This is a genomic window from Desulfobacter sp. (genome assembly GCF_050177295.1).
In genome coordinates, this window is sequence record NZ_JBFXHE010000216.1 from 1 (window position 1) to 7,495 (window position 7,495).

The window sequence follows — 7,495 nt, forward strand, 5'->3', positions numbered from 1 at the left end:
CAAGCCACATCAAAACCGTTTCTTCGGTGACGCCCAAGACAAAGCCAATGTCCGTCAACCCGACTTTGACCAAGAGCATCTTCAGGGCCATCATCACCTTGTCTTCCGGGGTCCGCAGGTCAAAGAAAACGGTATCACGTGTCTCAGCAAAGCAGTGATCACATTTGTTGCAATAAAAGATACGTCGTTTTCCGCTCTGGGTCATATAGGTCGAAAGGTCAGTGGCATCGTGGCTGCAAATATGGCTAAATCAATAAAGGAAGGTACATATAAAGGCGCTGGTTGTTTTTATCTGGATGAAATTGTGAATGTGGCTGATTTTATGTCCGGATTGAAGCATCATGAACTTTTCTCCATCAAAACAGGAACAAACTTATGAAACCAGTAAACCCAATATCAGGAATATGGCTCTGGCAGCTGTGGAAATCGTTATTCTGCGTTACCTGCTGATGTTTGTCTCCACCATGTTTTCCCATATGGCGGGTATTATAATATTTACAGCGACTCCGGAAAATACGGACTGCAACCGGTTTATAGATTAGACATTTTCGGAAATAAAGAATTTGGCAAAAACGGCAATGTATTTTCAGGCAGTTATCACCAAAATATAGATGGAAAACCTTATTTCCGAAAATGTCTATTCTAAGCCGGCAGATTAAAAAATAGAAGAAACAGCCAAAGGAGCGTAATGAAAGAATCCGAACAAACCCCAAGCGGAATACTGAGTTTTGCCGCACCCTACAGGGGTAAATTTATTGTCTGTGTATGTGAACTGTTGCTCAGCGGCGCGGCAAATATAGCAGCCTATCTTGTGGTGGCAGATATCTTTACAAAAATATTTGCCGATACCCCTCTAACCTCGGCTTATATACTTTTTGCAGCAGGGCTCGCCCTGATTTTTATGCTCATAAAAAACGGGTTCGAATATCTGGGGCTGGACCACTCCCATGGTGTGGCCTTCAGCATCCTGGCCGACCTAAGACAGACCCTTGCACAAAAGCTTTTAAAAATACCCATGGGGAATGTCCGTAAAAGGGGGCACGGGGAGATCAAAAAGAATTTTGTGGACAATGTTGAGGAAATGGAAGTGATTTTGGCACACATGATTCCCGAAGGTATTGGTAATATTATGTCCCTGGTTGTGGCTATCATTGCTCTTTTTCTCATCAGCTTTAAAATGGCTCTGGGCTTAATGGGCGTGGTCCTTATTGGTATGACAGCCTTTATGCTCATGTTTATTCAAGGCGTAAAAAAAATGAAGGCCTATTATGCGGCCTCCAAAAGCATGAATAACAACATCATTGACTATATCAACGGGATGGAGGTTATCAAGGTTTTTAACCAAACCGCCACTTCCTACAAAAAATACAGTGATTCCGTCTCGGATTTCAAAATCTATACGGCTGACTGGGCCAAATCCTCATGGAAATACACAGCCGTATACAAGGTCATCATGACATCTCCCCTGTTATTTGCCCTGCCGGTGGGGCTTACCCTGTATACGGGCGGCCGCTTAACCATCGGCGGTCTGGTCCTTTCGGCCATACTGGCCCTCAGTATGGGCGGCCCGCTTCTGCGGTTGATGTCCTTTGCCCCATCTGTTGCCATATTACGGGAGAAATCCGCCCATATCACAGCAATTCTTAAGGAGGAAGAGTTGAGCCAAAGCAGTGACCAAAAGATCCCTGAACACTATGATATTGATATCTCGGATTTGTATTTTGCCTATACCGATAAAAACGTGTTGGAAGATATCCGGCTCTCTTTTCCCCAAAATACCCTTACCGCACTTGTGGGGGAATCAGGTGCCGGAAAAAGCACACTGGCAAGGCTTCTGATGCGTTTTTGGGAATATCAAACCGGAGAGATAAAAATAGGAGGGATCTGTCTTAAGGATATTCCCTTTGATCATTTGATGCAGTGCATCAGCTATGTGTCCCAGGATAATTTTTTGTTTCGGATGTCCATAGGGGAAAACATTCGCATAGGCAAGCCCGACGCCACACAAGAAGAAATTATCAAGGCAGCAAAAGCCGCATGCTGCCATGATTTTATCATGGAGGCGCTCCAGGGATACGATACCGTTGTCACAGCCTCCGGCGCCACACTGTCCGGCGGGGAGCGGCAAAGAGTCACCATTGCCCGGGCCATCATTAAAAATGCGCCGATTATTATTCTGGATGAGGCAACTTCCTTTACCGACCCTGAAAATGAAGACAAACTCCAGGAGGCTTTGAATAAGTTAATCAGCGGCAAAACCGTTATCGTTATTGCCCATCGCTTATCTACCATTGTCCATGCAGACCAGATTGTGGTGCTGGATAACGGAAAAGTTCACAAGACAGGCAAGCACCTGGAACTGATACAGACCAGCAAAATTTATCAACACCTGTGGAACGCCCATGAAAATATTGCCGGATGGAGTATCGCCGTTGGAGGAGACACCGAATGATTGAATATTACAAGCGTATCATGACCTTTTTGGGGCAGGATAGAAAACGGGTTCAGTTGGGGATTGTTCTGGCATTCTTTGAAAGCATGTTTGCCAACATACCAGTAGTCATGCTCCTGTATGCCTTTGCTAAACTTGCGGGGGGAACATTGATCAAAAGCGATATCCTTTTGGTCTTTGTCGTGATGCTTGTGGCCGTGCTCATTAGAATGCTGCTGGCCTGGTTTATTGATAATTTTATGTATCTTTCCATCTATGATGCATGTGAAAGAGAGCGGCTTGGTATCGGCGACCGGTTCCGATATTTTCCCATGGGATTTTTTACCCAGGGCAACCTGGGCAGGATCGCCGCCATCATCTCCATTGATCTCACCTTTATTGAGGAAAGGGCCATACGTGACCTGGATATCATGGTCAACGCCGCTGCCATGACAACGATTGGCTGCATCATGCTGTCCGTTGCAGATATTCGCATCGGTGCCATTGCCGTCATCGTGTCTGTGGTTTCCATTTTTCTTTCCGGACGGATAGAGCGCGTCTGCCGGACGGAGTCCGTTCTCAGGCAGGAACAGCAGGGCAAGCTCACAGAGGCCATACTGGAATACGCCATGGGGATCTCGGTGATCAAGGCGTTTAATCTTGCGGGCAAAAAGGCCGGGACCGTCAAAAAAACAATCCAGGAGGCCAAAGAAGGCAGTATCCGCTATGAAAAACGGTTCATCCCACCTGCTTTTTTTTACAAAGCTGCCTTTAATGTGGCAACGGCACTGATGGTATGGACAAGCCTTTTATTTTACAAAGACGGAACGCTCAGTATTGAACTTGCGCTGGTTTTTGTGATTTTTGCCTTTTACGTGTTTTTGCCGGCCATAAATATGGGTGGGGCCATTGTTACGTTTTTAGTGGGGAAAGCAGGTCTTGACCGTTATGAAGCATTGAAAAATCAACCCCTCATGGGTGTGAATGGCAGGGAAATCAAAACCCATAACCATGAAATAGCCTTCCATAATGTCAGCTTTGCCTATGATGACAAACACAATGACAAAATGGTACTCAAAGATATCAATTTTACAGCAAAACCAGGCACCATGACCGCGCTTGTGGGGCAGTCGGGTTCCGGAAAAACGACCATTGCCAATCTCATTGTCAGATTCTGGGACGTAAAACACGGGACCATCACCATCGGCGGCACAGATATCAGGGAAATGGCCACCGGTTGCCTGTTAAAAAATATCAGCATGGTGTTCCAGCGGGTTTATCTGTTTCATGACACCATAAAAAACAATATCAGATTCGGAAAGCCTGCTGCCACCGACGAGGAGATCATGGCCGCAGCCCGTGCCGCGAGATGCCATGAGTTCATCAGCGCCTTGCCCCAGGGATATGACACCATGGTCACTGAAGCGGGAAGTTCCCTTTCCGGTGGTGAAAAGCAACGAATCTCCATTGCCAGGGCCATCCTCAAGGATGCGCCCATTGTACTGCTGGACGAGGCCACTGCAAGCATAGACCCTGATAACGAAAAACATATCCAGGACGCCATTGGTGAACTTGTTAAAAACAAGACCTTGATCGTCATTGCCCACCGCCTGTCCACCATCCGGCACGCGGACCAAATTGTCGTCGTTGACAAGGGGCAGATCGTTGAAACCGGCAGGCACGATGACTTGCTGGAAAAACAGGGGGTATATCATCAACTGTGGACAAAGCGAATGACCGCCCGCAGTTGGGAAATGAGATAGCCGTTTTAATTCCAGGGGAGCATTGAAAAAAGAAGGCGCCCCACACATTAAGTCAATCTACAATTGGTGGAAACGAGGTGAGAATGAACCAGTATTCTGAAGATTATTCGAAAAGATGGCAGGTGTTGTGTGCAGTGATGACCGGTGGTTTTATGGTTTCCGTGGACAGCAGTGTGGTCAATCTGATTCTGCCCACCCTGGTAAAAGCATTGATGACGGATTTTACCAAAGTACAATGGGTGGTGATCAGCTATCTTCTGACCATCATCAGCTTAATTATGATTATGGGACGCCTGGGTGATATTCTGGGCAAGAGAGGGATCTACCTTGCAGGATTTATCCTGTTCACCCTGGGCTCTCTTTTATGCGGGCTTTCCGGGTCTGTGTGGTGGCTGATCGGGTTCAGGGTGGTGCAGGGTATCGGCGGGGCCATGATTCTTGCCCTGGGATTTGCCGTGGCCACCCATGCCTTTCCGCCTGCCGAACGTGGAAAAGCCATGGGTATGCTGGCTTCGGTGGTATCCCTAGGGGTTGTGGCAGGCCCTGTTATCGGCGGATTTCTGGTAAAATACCTGTCCTGGCATTGGATCTTTTTTATGAATCTGCCCTTGGGATGCCTGGGGATATACATGGTGGGAAAATATGTGCCGTCAGGCATCCATTCCCCTCAAAAAAACGGATTTGACTTACTGGGAGCGGTATTGTTTTTTTTATGTATGTTTTTATTGTTTTCAGGACTGACCCTGGCTCAGAAAACGGCATTCACCCATGTAAGGACAATGGGAGCGTTCATCATGTCCTTGATCTGTGCCTGGCTTTTTTTAAAAAGAGAAAAAAGGATCGAATTTCCCCTGATTAACCTTTCGATTTTTAGTAATAGGGTGTTGAGCGTTAATCTAATTGCCCTGTTCCTTTTCTATTTTTCCCTCAGCGGTGTTTTTGTGCTGGCACCGTTCTTTTTTGAGGATATTCTCGGGTATCCCCCGGACAGGATAGGTTTTTTGTTCGGGGGAATGTCCGTTGCCATGGCTATACTCTCCCCTGTATCCGGCATTTTATCGGATCGGTTGGGCGCATCTGCCGTCATAATTTTTTCGCTTTTGCTGATGCTGGCTACATTTATTCTTATGGGATACGGGATTGGTCCTGAAACCACAGGCCTTGCCTGTGTGGCCACCATGGTATTGATCGGGGTGAGCATGGGCTTTTACATGTCTCCCAGCCACAGCGCGGTGATGGGAGCCGTTTCCAGGGAACACCTGGGAGTGGTCTCCGGGCTTTTGATATTGTCCAGAACCCTTGGGCAAACAGCCGGGGTTGCTGTTCTGGGAACAGCCTGGGCCGGATGGGTCCGGTTCTACAACAGCGGAATTCTTACCAACGGCATTACGGATGCACCTGTTTATACCAGGATCGAAGGTTTCCGGAATATTGCCTATTCATCCGCAGGCCTTATTTTTTTTGCGCTTATATGCGTTCTATGGCTGGTCAGTCACCAGGGGGCCTTTGACCGAGTCCGCTCCGTTCAGAAATAGTCGCGTCAGATAAGAAAGGCAATATATCTGATACTTAACATCTATGGTCAATGGGTGATTGCAGCAATTGATTTTAACCCTGAATCAAAACAGGAGATGAGTATGTATATATCTAAGTTAGCCGGAGATGTTCGGGAGACTCCCGCTTTGATGGTGTATAAAAATAATGAGGCGATCCTGCGGCTGTTTTGTTTCCCCTATGCCGGAGGAGGTGCCGCAGCTTTTCGAATGTGGCCGGCGTTTTTACCGGATACCGTGGAAGTGTGCGGAGTTCAGCCGCCGGGCAGGGAAAACCGCATCGGCGAAGAACCCATTGCAGATGTTCATGAACTGGTGCCCCGGCTTTTACCCTCGTTGGCGCCATGGTGTGATAAGCCCTTTATTTTTTACGGACACAGCACCGGTGGGCTGGTTGCTTTTGAGATGATCCGGGAGTTGCGCCGGCAGCAAATGCCCCTTCCTCTCCATCTGGTCGTCTCTGGGGCAAGGGCTCCCCATATTCCCGAACCGTCTCCTTTACACCACCTGCCAAAGGAGGCCTTCATTCAGGAACTGCGGCGGTTTTCCGGTACGCCTGAGGCTGTGCTGGAAAACAGTGATCTTATGGAAATTTATATCCCCATTCTTAGAGCCGACCTTGCCATTGAAGAGATGTACACGATAAAAGAGGAGGCGCCCATTAACATACCGATAACGGCCATTTACGGTATTGAGGATGGTGAGGCCCCCAAGTCAGTTATGGCACCATGGAAACGATATACCACGGATTCCTTTGAATTGATCGGACTGCAAGGCGGGCATTTTTTCATCAATACCGCCCGGTCGGCTTTTTTATCCTGCCTTTCCCGGATCACAGATTTTTTTCAGTAAATTGTGCAGTTGGCACTTAAAATATAAATGTATCCTTTTTAAAAGTGGAGGTAATTTTAAAATGAATTCAAACGAAATTTTGAATCAGATAGGAGCGACCCCCATGTTTCGGATCGGGCTTGGGGGAAATGACGACATGAACATTTACGCAAAAGCAGAATACCTGAATCCGGGAGGTTCAATCAAAGATCGCGTTGCACTTTTTATTATCGAACAGGCTGAAAAAAAGGGCAGATTAAAAAAAGGAATGTCCATAGTAGAAGCAACCAGCGGAAATACAGGCATTGCAGTGGCCATGGTTGGTTTGGTCAAAGGGTATGATGTCAGGATCATTATGCCGGAAAATATGAGCGATGAGAGAAAAAAGATGATCCGGGCTTTGAATGCTGAATTAATTTTAACGCCTCCTGAAAAAAATGTGGCAGGCGCTGTTGAGAAGCTTAAAGAGATTATGACTGAAGAAGACAACATCTTTGTACCTGACCAGTTTGAAAATCATGACAACAGTATGTCCCATTATCTCTCCACAGGACCGGAGATATGGGAAAATATGAACGGCCATGTGGATATTTTCGTGTCAGGCCTTGGAAGCGGCGGCACACTCATGGGAACAGGGAAATACCTGAAGGAAAAGAATCCTGAGATCATGATTGTTGCGGTTGAGCCCAAGAATGCCTCGGCACTTCTGGGCCATGAGCCGGGGCTCCACAAAATAGAAGGCATAGGCGATGGATTTGTTCCTTCCATTGTGGATACCAGTCTTATCGATAAGGTCATTGAAGTTGACGATGACAGCGCGGTCGAAATGACCCGCTGGCTTGCAAGTAAGCAAGGCTTCCTCGTGGGGATTTCTTCCGGTGCCAACGTATGCGCAGCCCTTGAAATGCGGCATCTGT

General features: G+C 47.3%; 7 protein-coding genes. All 7 read left to right on the plus strand.

The features are described from left to right. A partial coding sequence (locus AB7U36_RS14635) for a hypothetical protein (RefSeq protein ID WP_428160473.1) occupies positions 1 to 379 on the plus strand: 379 nt, incomplete at its 5' end. A 25-nt stretch (positions 380 to 404) separates the two neighbouring features. Continuing rightward, the gene (locus tag AB7U36_RS14640; protein WP_428160474.1) at positions 405 to 542 is read left to right on the plus strand and encodes a hypothetical protein; all 138 of its coding nucleotides are present in this window, start codon (positions 405 to 407) and stop codon (positions 540 to 542) included. A 146-nt stretch (positions 543 to 688) separates the two neighbouring features. Further along, entirely contained in the window at positions 689 to 2,452 is a 1,764-nt protein-coding gene (locus AB7U36_RS14645; protein ID WP_428160475.1) for an ABC transporter ATP-binding protein, read from the plus strand. Beyond that, positions 2,449 to 4,194, plus strand: coding sequence for an ABC transporter ATP-binding protein (locus tag AB7U36_RS14650; RefSeq protein WP_428160476.1), 1,746 nt, complete (start codon positions 2,449 to 2,451; stop codon positions 4,192 to 4,194). Before AB7U36_RS14645 ends, AB7U36_RS14650 begins: the two co-directional genes overlap by 4 nt. 83 nt (positions 4,195 to 4,277) lie before the next feature. After that, the gene (locus AB7U36_RS14655) at positions 4,278 to 5,729 is read left to right on the plus strand and encodes an MFS transporter (protein WP_428160477.1); all 1,452 of its coding nucleotides are present in this window, start codon (positions 4,278 to 4,280) and stop codon (positions 5,727 to 5,729) included. A 102-nt stretch (positions 5,730 to 5,831) separates the two neighbouring features. Further along, positions 5,832 to 6,599: a thioesterase II family protein gene (locus tag AB7U36_RS14660; RefSeq protein WP_428160478.1), complete on the plus strand. Its 768-nt coding sequence runs from the start codon at positions 5,832 to 5,834 to the stop codon at positions 6,597 to 6,599. Positions 6,600 to 6,702: 103 nt separating this feature from the next. After that, positions 6,703 to 7,495, plus strand: a 793-nt coding sequence (locus AB7U36_RS14665; protein ID WP_428160479.1) for a PLP-dependent cysteine synthase family protein, incomplete at its 3' end; no start/stop codon positions are given.